At 44.9% G+C, this 18,486-nt stretch carries 16 protein-coding genes, 8 tRNA genes and 1 rRNA gene; 24 read left to right on the plus strand and 1 reads right to left on the minus strand.

The annotated features are described in order from the left end of the window. From H580_RS0108260 to H580_RS0108310, 11 genes are all read left to right on the plus strand, one after another. Positions 1-298, plus strand: a 23S ribosomal RNA gene (locus tag H580_RS0108260); the annotation flags it as partial. Positions 299-418: 120 nt separating this feature from the next. After that, positions 419-507, plus strand: a tRNA-Ser gene (locus tag H580_RS0108265). Positions 508-537: 30 nt separating this feature from the next. Next, a tRNA-Met gene (locus H580_RS0108270) sits at positions 538-614 on the plus strand. Positions 615-638: 24 nt separating this feature from the next. After that, positions 639-714, plus strand: a tRNA-Val gene (locus H580_RS0108275). Positions 715-720: 6 nt separating this feature from the next. Beyond that, positions 721-796, plus strand: a tRNA-Thr gene (locus H580_RS0108280). 9 nt (positions 797-805) lie between these two features. After that, positions 806-882, plus strand: a tRNA-Asp gene (locus H580_RS0108285). Positions 883-940: 58 nt separating this feature from the next. Next, positions 941-1,016, plus strand: a tRNA-Phe gene (locus tag H580_RS0108290). Positions 1,017-1,026: 10 nt separating this feature from the next. Further along, a tRNA-Tyr gene (locus H580_RS0108295) sits at positions 1,027-1,112 on the plus strand. Positions 1,113-1,117: 5 nt separating this feature from the next. Then, a tRNA-Lys gene (locus tag H580_RS0108300) sits at positions 1,118-1,193 on the plus strand. 196 nt (positions 1,194-1,389) lie between these two features. Further along, a complete protein-coding gene (locus tag H580_RS0108305; protein WP_245583523.1) occupies positions 1,390-2,517 on the plus strand; it encodes a PucR family transcriptional regulator in 1,128 nt (375 codons plus the stop codon). Between the two features lie 199 nt (positions 2,518-2,716). Continuing rightward, a complete protein-coding gene (locus H580_RS0108310) occupies positions 2,717-3,838 on the plus strand; it encodes an ABC transporter ATP-binding protein (protein ID WP_028594364.1) in 1,122 nt (373 codons plus the stop codon). A gap of 205 nt (positions 3,839-4,043) precedes the next feature. On the opposite strand, the gene H580_RS0108315 is transcribed toward H580_RS0108310, so the two are convergent. Then, a complete protein-coding gene (locus H580_RS0108315; RefSeq protein ID WP_051217339.1) occupies positions 4,044-5,840 on the minus strand; it encodes a fibronectin type III domain-containing protein in 1,797 nt (598 codons plus the stop codon). Positions 5,841-6,288: 448 nt separating this feature from the next. Here H580_RS0108315 and hprK point away from each other — a divergent pair, with 448 nt between their 5' ends. The 13 genes from hprK (at position 6,289) to hisIE (ending at position 18,437) form a co-directional block, all read left to right on the plus strand. Beyond that, complete coding sequence (gene hprK, locus H580_RS0108320) at positions 6,289-7,227, plus strand: HPr(Ser) kinase/phosphatase (protein WP_028594366.1); 939 nt, start codon at positions 6,289-6,291, stop codon at positions 7,225-7,227. A 115-nt stretch (positions 7,228-7,342) separates the two neighbouring features. Further along, positions 7,343-8,380: a prolipoprotein diacylglyceryl transferase gene (lgt, locus tag H580_RS0108325; RefSeq protein ID WP_084509098.1), complete on the plus strand. Its 1,038-nt coding sequence runs from the start codon at positions 7,343-7,345 to the stop codon at positions 8,378-8,380. Positions 8,381-8,436: 56 nt separating this feature from the next. Beyond that, entirely contained in the window at positions 8,437-9,099 is a 663-nt protein-coding gene (gene ppaX, locus H580_RS0108330) for a pyrophosphatase PpaX (RefSeq protein WP_028594368.1), read from the plus strand. Then, positions 9,086-9,652 (plus strand): acyltransferase, encoded by a 567-nt coding sequence (locus tag H580_RS0108335; protein ID WP_028594369.1) that lies wholly within the window; start codon positions 9,086-9,088, stop codon positions 9,650-9,652. Before ppaX ends, H580_RS0108335 begins: the two co-directional genes overlap by 14 nt. 201 nt (positions 9,653-9,853) lie before the next feature. After that, positions 9,854-11,107: a polysaccharide deacetylase family protein gene (locus H580_RS23745; RefSeq protein WP_169449358.1), complete on the plus strand. Its 1,254-nt coding sequence runs from the start codon at positions 9,854-9,856 to the stop codon at positions 11,105-11,107. Between the two features lie 319 nt (positions 11,108-11,426). Then, positions 11,427-12,641 (plus strand): ATP phosphoribosyltransferase regulatory subunit, encoded by a 1,215-nt coding sequence (locus H580_RS0108345; protein WP_028594370.1) that lies wholly within the window; start codon positions 11,427-11,429, stop codon positions 12,639-12,641. A gap of 26 nt (positions 12,642-12,667) precedes the next feature. Beyond that, complete coding sequence (gene hisG, locus H580_RS0108350; protein WP_028594371.1) at positions 12,668-13,306, plus strand: ATP phosphoribosyltransferase; 639 nt, start codon at positions 12,668-12,670, stop codon at positions 13,304-13,306. A gap of 59 nt (positions 13,307-13,365) precedes the next feature. Then, positions 13,366-14,658, plus strand: a complete 1,293-nt coding sequence (gene hisD / locus H580_RS0108355; protein WP_028594372.1) for a histidinol dehydrogenase — start codon at positions 13,366-13,368, stop codon at positions 14,656-14,658. Between the two features lie 55 nt (positions 14,659-14,713). Then, positions 14,714-15,337, plus strand: a complete 624-nt coding sequence (gene hisB, locus H580_RS0108360; protein ID WP_028594373.1) for an imidazoleglycerol-phosphate dehydratase HisB — start codon at positions 14,714-14,716, stop codon at positions 15,335-15,337. Between the two features lie 3 nt (positions 15,338-15,340). Then, positions 15,341-15,976: an imidazole glycerol phosphate synthase subunit HisH gene (gene hisH / locus H580_RS0108365; RefSeq protein ID WP_028594374.1), complete on the plus strand. Its 636-nt coding sequence runs from the start codon at positions 15,341-15,343 to the stop codon at positions 15,974-15,976. A 52-nt stretch (positions 15,977-16,028) separates the two neighbouring features. After that, positions 16,029-16,775, plus strand: coding sequence for a 1-(5-phosphoribosyl)-5-[(5-phosphoribosylamino)methylideneamino]imidazole-4-carboxamide isomerase (gene hisA / locus H580_RS0108370; protein ID WP_028594375.1), 747 nt, complete (start codon positions 16,029-16,031; stop codon positions 16,773-16,775). A 109-nt stretch (positions 16,776-16,884) separates the two neighbouring features. Beyond that, a complete protein-coding gene (gene hisF / locus H580_RS0108375) occupies positions 16,885-17,643 on the plus strand; it encodes an imidazole glycerol phosphate synthase subunit HisF (RefSeq protein ID WP_028594376.1) in 759 nt (252 codons plus the stop codon). Beyond that, positions 17,640-18,437: a bifunctional phosphoribosyl-AMP cyclohydrolase/phosphoribosyl-ATP diphosphatase HisIE gene (hisIE, locus tag H580_RS23750; protein ID WP_051217341.1), complete on the plus strand. Its 798-nt coding sequence runs from the start codon at positions 17,640-17,642 to the stop codon at positions 18,435-18,437. Before hisF ends, hisIE begins: the two co-directional genes overlap by 4 nt. The last annotated feature ends 49 nt before the right edge of the window (positions 18,438-18,486 follow it).

Here is an 18,486-nt window from a genome sequence, read left to right on the forward strand (position 1 = left end):
CGTGAGACAGTTCGGTCCCTATCTGTCGCGGGCGTAGGAAATTTGAGAGGAGCTGTCCTTAGTACGAGAGGACCGGGATGGACGTACCGCTGGTGTACCAGTTGTCTCGCCAGAGGCATAGCTGGGTAGCCAAGTACGGAAGGGATAAGCGCTGAAAGCATCTAAGCGCGAAGCCCCCCTCAAGATGAGATTTCCCAATTAGTAAGACCCCTTGAAGACGACGAGGTTGATAGGTTCGGGGTGGAAGCACAGCAATGTGTGGAGCTGACGAATACTAATCGGTCGAGGGCTTATCCTAATGAATATGAAGAAGCGTTTTAAACACTTTGCGATCAGTTTTCAAGGTATAACCTTGATTATCAATTAAGATTCACGTATAATACGGTGGACAAGCCTTAATTAAGCCTTACCGATTTGTGGGGAGATACCCAAGAGGCCGAAGGGGACGCTTTGCTAAAGCGTTAGGGTGTTACAGCCGCGAGGGTTCGAATCCCTCTCTCTCCGCCAGTGATTTCTAATTTGATATGATATTGATATGGCGGTGTAGCTCAGCTGGCTAGAGCGTACGGTTCATACCCGTGAGGTCGGGGGTTCGATCCCCTCCGCCGCTACCATATTACCTTTCTTTCACAAAACATGGACGCTTAGCTCAGCTGGGAGAGCATCTGCCTTACAAGCAGAGGGTCGGCGGTTCGATCCCGTCAGCGTCCACCATAATATGCCGGTGTAGCTCAGTTGGTAGAGCGGCTGACTTGTAATCAGTAGGTCGTGGGTTCGACTCCTATCGCCGGCACCATCGTAATGCGGAGCTGTGGTGTAGAGGCCTAACATGCCTGCCTGTCACGCAGGAGACCGCGGGTTCGAATCCCGTCAGCTCCGCCATTACATCCCAAATGAATGAATCATAAGGGAATTGGTGTTTAAGACAATTGCATATTATGGTTCGGTAGCTCAGTCGGTAGAGCAGAGGACTGAAAATCCTCGTGTCGGCGGTTCGATTCCGTCCCGAACCACCATTGTAAATATGGAGGATTAGCGAAGTGGCCAAACGCATCAGACTGTAAATCTGCTCCCATCCGGGTTCGGTGGTTCGAATCCATCATCCTCCACCATTTACGAGCCATTAGCTCAGTTGGTAGAGCACCTGACTTTTAATCAGGGTGTCGTAGGTTCGAGTCCTACATGGCTCACCAGTTTTATCATTAACAACTTCAGTGAATAACTGAAGTTTTTTTGTGTATATTAAATTTTATTATATTTACTATACTATTATAAAAATAGCTGATGAATTATTTTACATGGGATACGTGATATATGAATGCTAGTTACTTGATATGCTACAATGAATGTAGATATAGATAGAACAGGATGAATGGGCGGAGTGATCAAATGATGATAGAGAAGCCATCTTTGCATTTGCATATCGAACGTATTCTCGGTAGAACCTTGGAAAAGATATCAGTTCCAACCTCACTATGGAAGGAATGGACTCAACCTTTCACTAGGGACGTTCATTTAATAGGTCCTTCTGTAGTTGTCATGCATCACAATGATGGTGATTGGTACTTGCTCTGGGAGATGGGAAGCGAACAGTCTACTTTGATGAAGCTGGAGTCTAGTCCATTAAGTATTCAGGAGCAACAGTGGATTGAGCTTGTTTTGATGCTAGAACACGGTGAAAAGCTTGAACAAGATATGCTGACTGTAAGTGAAGAACAAGAAGCGGAACAAGTCGGATCATGGATATTATCCGCTATACATGAGCGAGACTGGAAGGTAGAAATCCCTGAGCATATTCCTTGGAGTAAGCAGCTCTCAGGTATGGTGACACCGTTCCTTCTTGTTACAGAGCATATTCATCGGGAAGGCCCACGATATCAGCTGTTGAAGAAACTAGTAGACTCTTATTTTGACGGCCATACTTTTCTCATACCATTAACGGAACAGGAATGGCTTATTCTTGTCCCGTCGTCCTTAACTGTTACGGAGTTAGATGATGATGCAGGCAGTGATGAAACTCAGGAAGAGTTATTAACCTCATATTGTCTAGGGCTGTATGAACTTTTAACTGCTGAGTGGATTGGGGAAAGTCATATGACGGTAAATTACTCCTTTATTGGTCAGAAGGGTATTCCTGCAACAGTAGCTCATATGAGAGAATCGGTATTTTTAGGACGTACCTTCCATGTAACGGAACATATTCATTTGCCATGGGAACTTCATATAGAGCATCTTGCATACAGTATACCTGATCATGTACGAGCGGAATACTTAAAACGAATTGTGAAAAAGACAGAAGTGTTCCATGATGCAGAAACGATGGCGACCTTGGAAATGTTTTTTCAGCAAAATTGTAGCGTTAGTGAAACTGCGAAGCGTTTATATATTCATCGTAATACGCTGTTGTATCGACTTGATAAAATTAAGCAGGAAACAGGACTTGATATTCGTTCATTTTCTGATGCCGTACTCATAAAGCTTGTACTATTGCTGTATAAGGTGGCTCATCAGCAATAGTTGGTGAAGCATTGGGATATGTGTGTTGTACAAAAATAGTTTGTAATCGCCTTCATTTTTGTGAAGGTATCCAATGCAGGATAGACAGTTAGGGGTATTTTTTTGTGCACGATGACTATAGTCAATGGCCCGGCTGTCAATTATGATAGAAATATAGTAAGAAACCGATTACATTGACAATCGTAAGGAGGAAATAATCATGGCAGGCGTACGTTTAGAACATGTTTATAAGAAATACCCAGGATCTGATAAACCAACTGTAGTGGATGTTAACCTTGATATTAAGGATAAAGAGTTCCTCGTATTGGTAGGTCCATCCGGTTGTGGTAAGTCCACAACGCTTCGTATGATCGCAGGTCTTGAAGAGATCTCTGAAGGGCAACTCTATATCGGTGATAAGCTGGTGAACGATGTTGCACCTAAAGATCGCGATATTGCCATGGTATTCCAATCTTACGCTTTGTATCCACATATGAACGTGTATCAAAACATGGCTTTCGGTCTTAAGCTTCGTAAAGTTCCGAAAGATGAGATCGACAAGCAAGTTAAAGAAGCTGCTCGCATTCTTGATATCGAGCATTTGCTTGAGCGTAAGCCAAAAGCTCTTTCCGGTGGTCAGCGTCAGCGTGTTGCACTTGGTCGTGCAATCGTTCGTAACCCACAAGTATTCTTGATGGACGAACCGCTTTCCAACTTGGATGCGAAGCTTCGTGGTCAAATGCGCTCCGAAATTACAAAGTTGGCTAAGCGTCTTGAGACGACAGTTATCTATGTAACGCATGACCAAATTGAAGCGATGACGATGGGTGACCGTATCGTTGTTATGAAAGACGGCTTTATTCAACAAGCTGCTTCTCCAGATCAATTGTACAATCATCCGGTGAACTTGTTCGTTGCGGGCTTCATGGGCTCTCCAACAATGAACTTCATCCATGGTAAACTAAGTGAAGAGTCTGGTGAGATTCGTTTCAAGACTGAGGGCTTGAACGTTGTAATCCCGGCAGGTAAAGCACAAGCGTTGAAAGATAAAAACTACATCGGCAAAGAGGTTATCCTCGGCGTTCGTCCAGAAGATATTCATGAAGAGCCTGTATTCTTGGAAGCTTCTCCAAACAGCATCTTCTCTGCTAATATCGACGTAACAGAGAACTTGGGTCATGAAATGCTCTTGTACTTGAAAGGCGTTGGCTCTGAGAATGTTATCGGTCGTGTAGACGGTCGTTCTAACGCTCAAGAAGGCCAAAACGTGAAATTGGCTATCGATATGAACAAAGTTCATGTATTCGACAAAGAGTCCGAATTGAACGTTTTCGAAAACTAATTTTTAAGGTAAAGCCCAGGGTGTGAATCACTCTGGGCTTTATTTTGTTTGTATTCATTTTATAGCAGCAAGTTAAATGATAAGACAGAAAACAGCATAACCACATTTGCCATTGCCAGGGGCTGAATGAAATAGCGGCTTAGGCTAAATCGAATTCAATAGAAATTAATTGTAAATTAACGGTTTGGAAACGAAATCTGACTAGTTAGTTTAAAGAATTCAAGGAAGCACGTACTGGGTTGGAGAAGCCGAAGTTAGCTACTTTGTCCCAGTTAATTGACCAAGTCATAACACCACGGAAGTTAGGATAGCCAGTTGGCTTTCTTAATACATAACTGCCGCCATAGCTAATACCTTTCGTAATGTATTTCAAGGCCTTGTCGATATCTGCTGGATTGGTGTAGCCTCCGCCAGCGGCGCTTTGATTGGCAGGAAGCCCTATAGCAACTTGATCTTCACGTAAAGCAGGGAACATATTGTTCGGATTGTTGCCAATAGGGAAGCCAACTAGCAGCATTTCAGCCATTGCAACTTGGAAGTCTGTTGTACCTTGAGAATAAGAACGGCCATCTAAGGCTGTCATGGAACCTGTATTATAGTGCTGCACATGAATAAAGTTCATACGGTCTCTAAATGCATGAATGACAGGGAGATAAGCACCCCACGGGCCGCCATAAGCAACTAGCCCTCCTTGGACATAGGCTGTTTCAGGTGCCATCGTTAGTTGGAAGGTAGCGCTTTTGGTAGATAGAATCTCTCTTACTGCGGCTATAAGATTGACGATCTTAGGTGTAGTCGGACTTCGGAAGTTGGTATCTCCTCCAGCAAGCGCAAGGGAGCTCCCTTCTAGGTCGATATCAAGTCCGTCAAAGTTATATTCCGCAATAATCGCATTCATGGTGCGAATGAAGTTTTGCTTGTCTGCTTCGGTATTCAATTCGACCGTACCTTCAGCACCGCCGATCGATATTTGAACTTTCTTTCCTTTGGCGCGGAGTTCAGCGATATCGGTTTTGAATTGTTCTTTAGTGGCGTTATAAGGAGTAAATGCCATCGTGGCGCGGTCCCCGACTGGTTCAGCGAACGCTACGTTAATCACATCATAGTTTGGAGATATGTCCCGTAAACGAATGTTTGTAGAGCCATTGTTGAAGTTATGCCAATACCCAACAAGAACTTTTCCTGCTACAGCAACCGTATCTTTTGTTGTAATAGAAAGGATCGTACTGTTAGCAGAGCGATTATTTGCCTCGTCTACGGCGCGGACAGCAACGGCATAGGTGGTGCTAGCAGCAAGTCCAGTGATCATAAAGGTCGTTTGCGCCGTTGTGCCTGCAACCTGCCCGTTAACGATTACCTCATATTGACTGACGCCGATGTTGTCTTGGCTTGCATCCCAGGCAAGACTGATCGTGGTATTCGTGGTGTTGGAGCTGCGTAGATTAGTTGGTACGGTAGGTGGTTGGTTGTCCACGACAGGCACGGCTGTACGCACTTGAATGGTATTGCTGTCAGTGGATACATTGCCAGCAGCGTCCGAGGCTCTGACGGTGTATGAGTAAAGGGTATTAGGGGATAAGCCAGTTATTTGATAAGGTGAGTTAGTAGCAGTCCCCACTTGCGTCGTGCCGCTGTATATACGGTATTGTGTAACACCTATATTATCAGTTGCGGCTTGCCAAGCAAGTGTAATCGTTGTGGATGTTTGTGTAGGTGATACGAGCGATGCAGGTGCAGATGGTGGCGTGGTATCGACAGGAGCAGTGGACAGTTTCCATAGTGCAGGTGTGTTAGGTGGCTCCCATCCATTTAATGAAGTGTGCGCTTGCGTACATTCGTAATTGATATTTTGATACGTGACGATGGCTCCCTTTTGATAAGAAGTATTTGGCGCCCATGCTGATGCACCGAATACCTGAAAGGGGATTAACAAAGCTACAAGTACAGCGACAAGCATAACAGAGAGTGGCCGAATGGCTCGGCGATGGATAGATGAATACATAACAAACCTCCTTCGTAAATTGAAATCAGGGAAAGATTTGATAACGATCCCTTCTGTTCGTACAAACAAGGAGTCAGGTCATTATCCTGTTCTCGTGCTCTCACCACCTTTCATTCAGCCCAAGGCATAGTTGGATTCGAGATTTGTGAGGTTTGATCCTGCAAATGTCTGAAAAATAGGGCTTACGTAGGAAGTGGATGTGGGGGTATGCGTTGATTTCGATGCTATTTTCCATTACGATGGTTACATTGGCAGCTGTTAGTTGCTTCTATTTGAGAAAGTTTGCAGTATGAATAAGATGAGATCGTACATACCAGATAGAGCTCACAACTTTAGCTTTTGGGCGAAATGATATTCGAAATAAAGAACGATATGGTCTTTGTAAGCAGAAATAAATATTTCGTTCAAGTTATATAGATGTTGAGCAAGAGATAAGGAGTGAAAGTCTATGGCTAAAAAGGTGAAAGTGTCTGAGCTAGTAGAACAATTCCAAATGGAAGTGCTTGCTGGTGAACAAGGCATGAAGCGCCTTATCACGGTGGATGATTTGCACCGCCCTGGATTGGAAATGGCAGGGTACTTCGATTATCATCCAACTGAGCGTATACAGTTGATGGGCAAGACAGAGCTCACTTTCTTAGAAACGCTACCAGAAGAAACAAGATTAGAACGCTTAAGAAGATTTATATCTCCAGAACTCCCAAGCATCATTATTACACGTGGTCTAGATGTACCAACGGAGTTAGTGCAAATCTGCGAAGAGAACGAGGTTCCATTGCTGCGTTCCCCGCTTGCATCAACTACCCTAGTAAGCCGAATTACGGGTTTCCTTGAAAGAAAGTTGGCACCAACTGCAACGATTCATGGTGTTTTGGTAGACGTCTATGGTGTTGGTATGCTTATTACAGGAGGAAGTGGAATTGGTAAAAGTGAAACAGCACTTGAGCTGGTAAAGCGCAGTCACCGTCTTGTAGCTGACGATGCTGTAGAAATTCGTCAAACCTCTGATAACCAGTTGCATGGTACGGCTCCAGATTTAATTCGTCATCTTTTAGAAATTCGCGGTATCGGAATTATTAATGTGATGACGCTGTTCGGGGCGGGTGCAGTTCGCAATAACAAGCGAATTAGCGTTGTCATTAAGTTGGAAACATGGCAGCAGGATAAACAATATGATCGTCTCGGGCTAGATGAGGAGACGACTCGTATTTTGGATACCGATGTGCCGCTAGTTACGATTCCAGTTCGCCCAGGTCGAAACTTAGCTGTTATTATTGAAGTGGCGGCAATGAATTATCGCTTGAAACGTATGGGTTACAATGCAGCATTGCAGTTTACTAACAAACTGACAGAGCAAATTAATGAAGATAGTGAAGACTTCGATTGATTAATCTTGAATGGTTAGGAGAAATACAGTGAGGTTAGTACGTATTCCTAGTTGGAGAAGTCAATCGAAATGATTTGCAAGGGACTGAATCGAGGGAGAGTGAACAATGGATACGATCGCATCAACACTGCTAGATCCAATTGCCTTTAAGCTCGGACCAATTTCGGTATACTGGTATGGCTTAATTTTGGGCTCAGCAGCGCTAGCAGGTTTGTTAATTGCTATGCAAGAAGGCAAGAGATTTAAAATTCCTCAAGATTTCTTTATGGATTTACTGTTGCTTGGTGTTCCATCGGCATTGGTCGGTGCGAGAGCCTACTATGTGGCGTTTAAATGGGATGAGTATAAGCACGATCCGATCAAAATGTTTGCGATATGGGAAGGTGGTATTGCAATATACGGTGCGTTGATTGGTGCTGTTATTTGTGCGGTTATTTATGTGCGTCGAAAAGGATATAATTTCTGGCGTATTGCCGATATTTGTGCCCCAGGGCTTTTACTCGGACAGGCAATCGGACGTTGGGGGAACTTTATGAACCAGGAAGCTTATGGCGGCCCGGTTTCAGAATCGTTCTTACGCGACACCCTGAACTTGCCAAACTTTATAGTTAATCAGATGAATGTCGATGGGTCGTTCCATCATCCGACGTTTCTGTATGAATCTATATGGAACATCGTAGGAATACTGCTTATATTGGTCATTCGTCGCCTTCGTTTCGTAAGAGCTGGCGAGATTTTTATCGGCTACTTAATGTGGTATTCGATCGGTCGTTTCTTCATTGAAGGCTTGCGTACAGACAGTCTTGCTTACCAAGGCTCAGAATGGATGGCTTCGATAATGAATGCGTTGTGGCAGCCAATGACAGCTGTGTTTGAAGCAGGTTATCTTGATCCGAGCTATGGAAATATACGCATTTCACAATTAATAGCTGTACTCCTTGTTCTCGTCGGTATTGTATTCATTATTTTCCGTCGTGTGACAGGGCGTGCACAGACACGTTATCTTGATCCGATCGTTTCAACGAAGGCAGATGCGGGAACTAGTACTGCTGAAGACAAGTCATCAGCTGGAAGTGCGGTTCAAAGTTCGGGTTCAGCAGTTGCTGAGGACAAGGTAAATAAAAAAAAGCAAAAAGATGAGCAAAAACAATAGTGTATGAGCAAGTTGCGTAAGGTGGAATAGAGAGTAAAAAAGGAGAATGAAGCAGCATGATACGAACAGTTCTGTTTGATTTGGATGGTACGATTATTGATACGAATGATCTTATTATTGAGACATTTATCGAGATCTTGAAGGATGTCGTACCGGCTCCGTTCAACAGAGAGCATATCATCCCTAGTATGGGATTGACGCTTGAGCAGCAGCTTCAAATCTTCACGAAGCAGGATGATGTAAGTGACTATGTAACGGCATATCGAACGTATAACCGTACTCGTCATGATGAGATGGTTAAGCCCTTTCCTCATGTGAATGAAGTTGTTCACACACTAGCAGAAGCGGGTATTCAGCTTGGTGTAGTAACGACCAAAGTACGTGAATCCACTGGCCGTGTACTGCGTATGTTTGAGTTATGGGACAAGATGGGTACTGTCGTAACCGTACAAGACGTTACGCATGCGAAACCTCATCCTGAGCCGGTCCTAATGGCGATTGAAGCTTTGGGGGCGGACCCTGCGACTACGATAATGGTGGGCGACAGCCCTGCTGATATCCAGTCTGCAAATGCCGCGGGAGCCATTTCATGTGGTGTTGCTTGGTCTTTAAAGGGAGAAGCGGTACTGAGAGAGTACGAGCCGCGTCATATCATTCATGACATGCGCGACTTATATGCGCTTGTTGGATTGGAGCGTAGCGCAGGTGAGAAACGTTGAGCGTTATCCAGTAGAAGGTCCTAATAGTTTGTGGCATATTTATCGTACGGTTAGTCCATGGAAGGGCGTTAAAAATTTCATTTTCATTCAGTTGGCGAGATATTGTCCTATTTTACCTTTAAAAAATAGTATTTATCGTCGTATGTTAAAAATGAAGGTTGGTCAGCATTCCGCATTTGGGTTAATGGTGATGGTAGATGTATTTTTCCCAGAACGTATATATGTAGGACGTAATTCGATCATCGGATACAATACGACGATATTAGCGCATGAATATTTGATAAAAGAGTATCGTCTTGGGGATGTTCGGATTGGTAATAACGTGATGATTGGAGCCAATTGCACCATTTTACCGGGTGTTACGATTGGAGATAATGCTGTTGTAGCAGCGGGAACTGTTGTTCATAAAGATGTTCTTCCAGGTCAAATGGTCGGAGGTAATCCGATGAGAGTGATACGTGAAGTGGCTGCGCAGGAACAAGAGGCATCCATTGAGCATAATGATTCTACGGGATTTATTAATATCACATCTGACCCAAAACAACCAAACTGATGAGTATAAAGGAAAAGACGTTTGCGAAAGCAAGCGTCTTTTTTGTACCTTTCATACCCTAAACAAGGATGATGAGGTATAGCCGGTTTCTATTTTCAATATGATAAGTAGCAGATGTAAAATAATCTCGAAATCCAATGGGGTATTGTGGTAAATTTTATATAATGCTGACTATGAGAGAAGATGGGGAAGTTTGAGAAGATGAAGATAAAGCATATCGTTGCTGTATTCCTTGTATTTTTACTTTTTACATTCGGATGTGCGTATCCACTGAAAGCCTACACCGAGTATAACATTGAGTTGACTGGCCTTAATTATGCAGCGGACAAGGCTATACAAAGGGATGGTGAATGGTATATCCCTAGTCGCTTGTTGCTGCAAGCATTTGGGACACAAACAATAAAGACGGATGATGGCGAATTGTTGCGCACATATACGGCTGATGCGAATGGAATGCAGCGGGTTGAAAAACCTATTTATTATCGGGATGAAGTCGTTGTGTTAATGTACCATCACATTACTTCGAAACCTAGACGATCTTGGGTCATTACACCCGAACAATTTGAAGTGCAAATTCAAGAAGTGCTGCGTGCAGGATTTGAATTCATAACGATCGATCAATACATAGATTATATGTTGGATAATAAACCAGTCCCACCTAATGCAGTGCTTTTAACTTTTGATGATGGATATGCTTCGTTTTATACCGATGTGTTTCCCATTTTAAAAACGTACGGTATCAAGGCGACTAACTTTGTTATCATCAATACAATTGGGAATGACAAAAACGACAATGTTAAAAAACTGACGTGGGACCAAATGCGCGAGATGAAAAAAGCAGGGATGAGCTTTTATAGCCATACTTACGATTCTCACAAATATGTTCCATTAAACAGAGAAGGAACGAAGGAGCGTCCAATGCTCATTCGACCTATGTATCGCGAGGAGTGGAAGCGTGTAGAAACACGCAGTGAATATTTAGCTCGCGTCAAACAGGACTTGCTTAAGGCAGAACAGACATTGAAGAAAGAACTAGGCAATACCAACAGCTTGATTGCATTTCCATACGGTGCTTACAATCAGGATGTACTAAACATATGTAAACAGATTGGTATCGAAATATCTTTCACGGTTAAGCCCGGCATTAACAATCGTAAGCAGCGCAACGGATTCCGAATTAATGGTGGCGATCAAAAGATTGAGGTAAATGAGTTGATTGAACGGATGGCGCATCGCGGAGAAGAGCGTGCAGAAGACAAGAAAGATGTAGTATGGCGAAATAGTATAAGCCGTGAAAGGATTGCTTTTAAAAAGTCCACTATTTCACAGAACAATCAAGTGTTTGTTCCGATGAATGAAGTTGTGGAGCTGCTAAATATAGAACCATCGATTGATCATAGCGATCGAACGATTAAGCTGTCGATGTCATCTGATGATAAGCGTCTTTCACCGTAAATAAAATGAGTTCTGACTACGAAAAGAATCAATCGTCAAGGTTGGTTCTTTTTTAGTAGTAACACCTTACATGTAAGGTTCGGATGGTTTACTTTAAGAGATACATAAATAGTAATCTGAATAGGTAAAATTTGTGTCTGGAAAGGATTGACGGTACATAGGGAAAGTGATAAGATTATCGATAATTTCCTTTTGTTTGCTAATAAATTAACTTGGTAGTACATTAACCCACTAAAGGATTCTGCTCGTTTAAAGATGGTTAGAGATACAATCTGGAATCCTGATCATAGTAGGGATTGAACGAACGGCGGTGAAGCGTATGACGAAGCCTAAAATGTTTGAGAAACCTTCTGGTGTACGAGATTATTTACCTGAAATGGTGCAGAAGCTGCGCTACATGGAGCAACAAACCCTTCATTGTATGTCACGCTGGGGGTATGCTCAGCTCATTACACCTACAATGGAGTTCTATGATACGGTCGGTACGGCTAGTTCAACATCCGATCATAAATTGTTTAAATTGTTAAATCAGCGAGGCACGACGATGGTGCTTCGTTCAGACTTGACGGCACCTATTGCACGTGTAGTCTCTTCTTTACTAGTAGATGAGCCGCTACCGATCAGACTGTCCTATCATGCGAATGTATTCCGCTCGATGGAGGAAGAGGCAGGCCGTGAAGCTGAATTCTATCAAACAGGTGCTGAGCTAATTGGCGATAGTTCTGCTGAAGCAGATGCAGAAGTGATTGCGTTGTCGATCGCTTGCTTGCAATCGATAGGAATCGAGGCATTTCAAGTAGCTATCGGACATCATGGCTTCTTACATGCTTTGTTTGAGCATTTATTGCCTGGTGAGATAGAAGTTCAACAAGATTTGAAGCAATGCCTTCTTCAGCGGGACGTTGTTGGCTACCGAGAACATGTCCAGACGTTATCTATTGAACTAGAGCGCATTGAGAAATTGGAAGCTGTGCTGCGACTGCGTGGCAAGCGAGATGTTATCGAGCAAGCGCGACAACTTGTTCCCGCAGAGCCTGCGGCGCACGCGGCACTTCACCATCTTGAACAACTCTGGAATGTGCTGGAGTCTTACGGTGCTGATTCTCATTTAATGCTCGATCTGACGATGGTTGGAGATTTTACTTATTACACTGGAACGATATTTGAGGGATATGCAGCCGATCTCGGTTCGCCTGTTATGAGTGGTGGCCGATATGACAATCTTTTGCAGCAATTTGGTCGACCTGCACCTGCTACTGGATTTGCGATTAAGACGACGAGAATGCTGGATATGATCACACTGCAAGCAGAGAATGAGGAACTCCCTATTCTTGTGCAGTATGACGAAAGCCATCGCTCTGAAGCCATCGCAGAGGCAACTCGATTGCGGAATGAAGGGGCATGTGTCATCACTCGCCGGATAGAACGGGAGGAACAGCTTGCAGAAGTGAAGCAGCAGAACACAGATGGATTCCATTGGAATGGTCGGCGTTTGAAGCGAGTATTGACGTTTGCTGATTGTGCAGTGAGCTAACTTTTTGATAAGAAAGGGAGAGCGTTATGAATGATTGGTTGAAGGTAGCGATGCCGAAGGGGCGCATCTATAAGCAGGCTTCGACCTTATTCCGAGAAGCGGGACTGCTCGTACCTGAAGATGAAGATCAGTCTCGCAAGCTGATTATTGATATTCCTGAAGTGAAGATGCAATTTATTATGGCAAAGCCTGTAGACGTGCCTACTTATGTAGAGTATGGCGCTGCTGATATCGGAATTGTAGGTAAAGATGTGCTGCTTGAAGAGAAACGAGATGTGTACGAATTGTTGGATCTAGGCATTGCTCGTTGCCGGATGTCGGTAATTGGCCTTCCTGATTGGAAGCCGCTAACGAATCCTCGTGTAGCTACAAAGTATCCCAATGTGGCTTCTCAATATTTTCGTGAGCGTGGACAACAGGTTGAAGTGATTAAGCTGAATGGCTCTATTGAGTTAGCGCCGCTCATCGGTCTAGCGGATCGAATTGTTGATATGGTGGAAACAGGAAAGACATTACAGGAAAATGGACTGATCGAACTGGAAGAAATGTTCGGTATTACAAGTCGTTTGATTGCCAATCGAGTCAGCTATCGTATGAAAAACGAAGTGATTCAGCAGTTGTGTGATCGGCTGCAGGTACATCGTAATGTACAGGCCAAAGGATAATTTCCATGGCGCAGTGACTGCCCATGTTCAAGGGCTTACATGTGGGGAGGGCAAGAAGGATGCGGATTGTTAAGGCGAGTGAATTTCAGTTGGAGCGAGAAGTGGACTATGGTACAGCAGAGCAAGTGGCTGTTGTAAAACGAGTCGTTCAAGACGTACGCCAGACTGGCGATGATGGACTGCTTCGCTATACGGAGCAGTTTGATAAGATGGTACTCTCTACAGAGCAATTACGAGTCAGTGAGGCGGAAATTCAAGCTGCTTACGATACAGTTGAGCCTTCGTTCGTCCAAGCCATTCGTGAAGCATCGGCTAACATTCGTGCCTTTCACGAAAGGCAGAAACGAACGTCTTGGATGGATGTACAACCGGACGGAACACTGCTGGGACAAATTATTAAGCCTTTGAAGCGTGTCGGTGTGTATGTTCCAGGTGGGAAGGCAGCGTATCCTTCCTCCGTACTTATGAATGTAATCCCCGCACAAGTGGCTGGGGTAAAGGAGATTGTAATGGTCACCCCACCGGCTACTGGCGGTGTTGCAGGAATCGATCCTTATATTCGGGTCGCGGCTGCTGAGGCTGGGGTAAAGGAGATGTATCGCGTAGGCGGTGCGCAGGCGATTGCTGCGCTTGCCTATGGTACAGAATCGATCGCTAGGGTCGATAAAATATGCGGCCCCGGTAATATTTATGTCGCACTGGCGAAGCGAGAAGTATATGGCACGGTCGATATCGATAGTATGGCGGGGCCTTCCGAAATTGTAGTGCTGGCTGATGGAAGTGCCAATGCTGCGTATATTGCAGCGGACTTGTTATCGCAGGCGGAGCATGATGAGATGGCGTCTGCTGTATTGGTGACAAGCTGCGCAGAGTTAGCAGTGCGTGTACAAGCGGAGGTCATTGCACAGCTAGCCTCGCTGCCGCGGCAAGTGATTGCTGCCAAGTCGATTGAGCAGCATGGCGCAATTATTGTGGTCGATAACTTGGAGCAGGGAGTCGACTTCGTAAATGATTTGGCGCCTGAGCATCTAGAGATTATGACGGAAGATCCGATGGAATGGCTGGGACGTATTGAGAATGCAGGGGCTATATTCATTGGTCCCTATAGCTCTGAGCCTGTTGGCGATTATTTTGCAGGACCTAATCATATTATCCCTACAAATGGAACGGCGCGCTTCTCTTCGCCTGTAGATGTAGATATGTTCTTGAAGAAATCTAGCTTGATTCGCTATAGCAAAGAAGCGCTATTGCAGCATGGGGAAAAAATCATGACGATTGCTCGTCATGAAGGATTAGAGGCACATGCACGTGCGATCGAAATTCGGTTGAAACAAGAGCGGCTACAGGATTAGGTAGAGGTTGGGCATAGTACGATGATTTGCAAATAGGTCACAGGGGTGAGGAACGATGAGTCAATCAGTATCAGGAGCCGAGACGGTAGAGCGTCAACGTACAGCATCTATTGAACGAGTCACAAATGAGACGGATATTAAATTGCAATTGGCTGTCGACGGAGAAGGTAAAAGTGACTTTCATACAGGCGTACCTTTTTTAAATCATATGCTTGATTTGTTTACGAAGCATGGTCAGTTCGATCTTAGTGTGCAAGCAAAAGGCGACATAGAAATTGATGATCACCACACTGTAGAGGACATCGGTATTTGTCTGGGGCAGGCCTTGTTGAAGGCACTTGGTGATAAGCAAGGCATTAAGCGTTATGCATCCGTATATGTGCCTATGGATGAAGCGTTGGCTCAAGTAGTAATTGACCTGAGCAATCGTCCTCACTTGGAGTACCGTGCACAGTACCCATCTAGTCAAGTTGGTACGTTCCAGACAGAGTTGGTGCATGAGTTTCTGTGGAAGCTCGCGCTGGAAGCGAGAATGACGTTGCACGTAATTGTTCATTATGGCCACAATACGCACCATATGATCGAAGCAGTATTCAAAGCGCTTGGACGAGCGCTTGATGAGGCAACTTCCATTGATCCGCGTGTGAAGGGTGTTCCTTCCACGAAAGGGGTGCTGTAGCACATGATAGCAATTGTCGACTATGGCATGGGCAACTTGCATAGCGTCAGCAAAGCGATAGAACGTCTAGGCAGAGAGGCGACCATTGTTTCAGATGCCAAGCAATTGCATCATGCGTCAGGCATTATTTTGCCTGGTGTCGGGGCGTTTGGGGACGCGATGGATGCGCTGCATGCAACTGGTTTAGGCGAGGAGCTGCGAGAACTTGTACAGCAGGGGAAGCCTTTGCTTGGCATATGCCTTGGTATGCAATTGCTGTTTGATAGCAGTGAGGAATACGGTCGGCACAAGGGCCTAAGTCTACTGCCTGGCAAGGTAGTGAGATTTCCGCAAACCGGTTATAAAGTACCGCATATGGGATGGAACTCATTGACTTGGAAAAATCCGCAGCACAGTCTTGTAAAAGAGCTGAATGAGGATTATGCATACTTCGTGCATTCCTATCATGTAGAAGTGGAAGAGCCTTCTGATCTGTTAGCTACAACGGAATATGCTGATCGTGAAGTGACAGCTATAGTTGCCCGTGACAATGTGTATGGCATGCAGTTCCATCCGGAAAAGAGTGGATCACTTGGTTTGAAGTTACTGGAGCAATTTCTAACAAAAGTCGTAGCGATGCCAATATCAAATAAGCAATGAATAAGCGAGTCATCTTATAGATGAATGGGCTGAGAGGCGAGGAGGAGCAAATATGTCTGCTGCATTTACGATATATCCTGCAATTGATATTCGCGGTGGGAAGTGCGTACGTCTTATCCAAGGGGATTATGGACAAGAGACGGTATACAACGAGCATCCAGCTGAAGTGGCGCTCAAATGGAAAGCAGAGGGCGCTTCATGGATTCATTTAGTTGACTTGGACGGAGCTAAGGAAGGCAAGCCGATTAATGATAACGTAATCGGGGAGATTGCTCAATCTGTAGATATTCCTGTACAGGTTGGGGGAGGATTGCGTACGGAAGCAGACGTAGAACGTTTGCTTGAACTTGGTGTTCGTCGAGTTATTCTTGGAACGGCTGCAATCGAGGACCGTGTATTTGTACAGAACGTATTGAAACGTTATGGCAGTCAGATTGCAATTGGACTGGACGCGCGTGATGGCTATGTAGCGACACGTGGGTGGTTGGAGACTTCTACTGTCCGTGCGGTTGAATTGGCGCAGGAACTTGCAGGTGAAGGTGCGGAAACCTTTATTTTCACGGATATCTCACGGGACGGTATGATGCAGGGTCCTAATGTCGAGGCAATTGTAGAGCTTGCTCGTGCATCCGGACAGCAAGTCATTGCATCTGGTGGGGTAAGCAGCTTGGCTGATGTTGAAGCACTTGCTGCATTTGCGGATCAAGGTGTTAGTGGTGCGATTATTGGTAAGGCGTTGTACACAGGCGCGGTTGATCTATCGCAAGCGTTGAATGTGACAGTTGTCCAAGGTAGTTAAGAGATAACAAGAATATGAGATCTGGTCGTTAATGAACACTGCTTGTTAAATAGATGAATGTTTATACAGTTATTGAATTGCTGTGCCTAGAGGGGAGGAGAAGCGGGAGATGTTAGCGAAGCGAATTATACCTTGTCTAGACGTGAAGGATGGCCGTGTAGTGAAGGGAGTTAACTTTGTTCAGCTTCGAGATGCGGGTGATCCAGTACAATTGGCTGCGCTATATGATGCTGAGGGTGCAGACGAGCTTGTTTTTTTAGATATATCAGCCTCTGTTGAGGGTAGAGCCACGATGATTGATGTAGTACGCGAAACAGCGGGGAGTATTTCGATTCCTTTCACTGTGGGAGGAGGCATTTCGACGACAGACGATATGATGCGTTTGCTGCGGGCAGGAGCAGATAAGATTGGTATTAATACTGCTGCGGTGCGCAGACCGGAACTTATCGCTGAAGGGGCAAAGCGGTTCGGCAGTCAGTGTATTGTTGTAGCAATTGATGCAAGATTTAATGAGGAGTGGCAGGACTGGGAAGTGTACACACATGGAGGACGCACACCGACTGGAATTCGAGCTCTTTCATGGGCGCAGGAAGCTGCTCAGCTTGGAGCTGGAGAACTGCTGCTAACGAGTATGGATGCGGATGGAACGAAGGATGGCTTTGATGTGAAGCTTACTCAGGCAGTATCGCAAGCCGTTACGATTCCTGTCATTGCCTCTGGAGGTGCAGGGGCAGTGGAGCATTTCGATGAGGTATTAACTTCGGGTGGAGCCGATGCAGCCTTGGCCGCATCTATTTTCCATTACAAAGAGATCTCGATTGCACAAGTGAAAGGACGTTTGCGCGAAAAGGGAGTGACTGTGCGATGAAGCTTCAGCAGATAGCATTAATCGAAGATAATGAGGCTTGGGTGCAATCCCTCCGTTGGAATGAGCAAGGCCTTCTGCCTGCCATTGTACAAGATGCAGAAACGAAAGCCGTACTGATGATGGCTTACATGAATCGCGAATCATTGCAGTTGTCATTGGAGCGGGGAGAAACGGTCTTTTGGAGCCGCTCTAGGAAAGAGCTGTGGCACAAAGGAGCTACCTCAGGCAATACGCAGCGTATTGTGGAACTTGCAATAGACTGTGATCGTGACACATTGCTCATTCAAGTAAATCCCAAAGGGCCGGCTTGTCATACGGGTACGTATACTTGCTTTGATGAGGAAAACGGGACTGATTCTGGTCAATTGAGGCAAGCTGTAGTCGAACAGGAAGAACTCGTTAAGCAGCTAAAGGTACAAGTTCAACCAGTTGTAGCTGACGCTGTTGAAGAGAGAAATGTATCTGTTCATGTTCTGGACCAGTTGGCTCAAACGATTGCGGAGCGGGATCGTGAACGTCCAGAAGGAGCATATACGACGTATTTGTTCAATCAAGGGCTCGATAAAATATTGAAAAAAATCGGTGAGGAAGCATCCGAAGTCATTATTGCAGCTAAAAATAATAATGCCGAAGAGCTAACTAGTGAAGTTAGCGATTTGATGTTCCATTTGCTTGTGCTGTTGCAAGACCGTACAGTAAGCTTGGATACAGTGTTATCTGAATTATCCCGTCGGCATGCGAAGCCTCGTCGTGACGACTATAACCAATTGGGTAAGGTGAAGAATAAAGAATAAGTTGAGTAGAAGGAAGCAGCTATGATTGTCACTGTATATAAGCAACGCT

Origin of the sequence: Paenibacillus assamensis DSM 18201, assembly GCF_000422445.1 — a bacterium.
GTDB lineage: Bacteria > Bacillota > Bacilli > Paenibacillales > Paenibacillaceae > Paenibacillus_B > Paenibacillus_B assamensis.